A 475-nucleotide genomic window follows, 5' to 3' on the forward strand; every position below is an offset into this window, starting at 1 on the left:
CGAACTATTTATCACAAAAAACACATCATATTCGCCTTCAGGTAGTTATAGTTGCAAATCAAGATTTGTAAGATCATCGTTAACTCCTTGAAATCCCTGTCCATTCTCCTTATTATATAAATAATAATATAACTTATTAATCGTGAATTCATCTGTAGATGTTGGAGAAATGCCTACTAAATGAAGATTATCAATGCGTAGTGTTCCCGATTTACTACTGTAAGCACTACCCCCATCTCGAATGCCCTCTTTAGGGTTGATTCGTATCCACAATTCTGTTCCCTGTATTTCTAGGTCTTCTAAAAGGTAGGTAAATGAATTTTTGCCATTTCCGGCTAGGTTGCCAAATTGATTTTGCATAGCAAGAATATGGTACGTATCCCCTTCGTCAAAGCTATAATACAAATCAAAGTCCTTTGGCCCCATAGCAGAACCAGTCATATCAAAACCGAGTCTACTGAGTGAAAGCACATCT

The 475-nt window shown here is 36.8% G+C and carries 1 protein-coding gene; it reads right to left on the reverse strand.

Going from position 1 to position 475, the window contains the following annotated elements; all coding sequences use genetic code 11:
* Positions 1–45: 45 nt before the first annotated feature.
* On the reverse strand, positions 46–475 hold a 430-nt coding region (locus G5B32_RS16965; protein ID WP_165292674.1), incomplete at its 5' end, for a hypothetical protein.

This window comes from Sphingobacterium sp. SGL-16 (assembly GCF_011043515.1).
Lineage (GTDB): Bacteria > Bacteroidota > Bacteroidia > Sphingobacteriales > Sphingobacteriaceae > Sphingobacterium > Sphingobacterium litopenaei.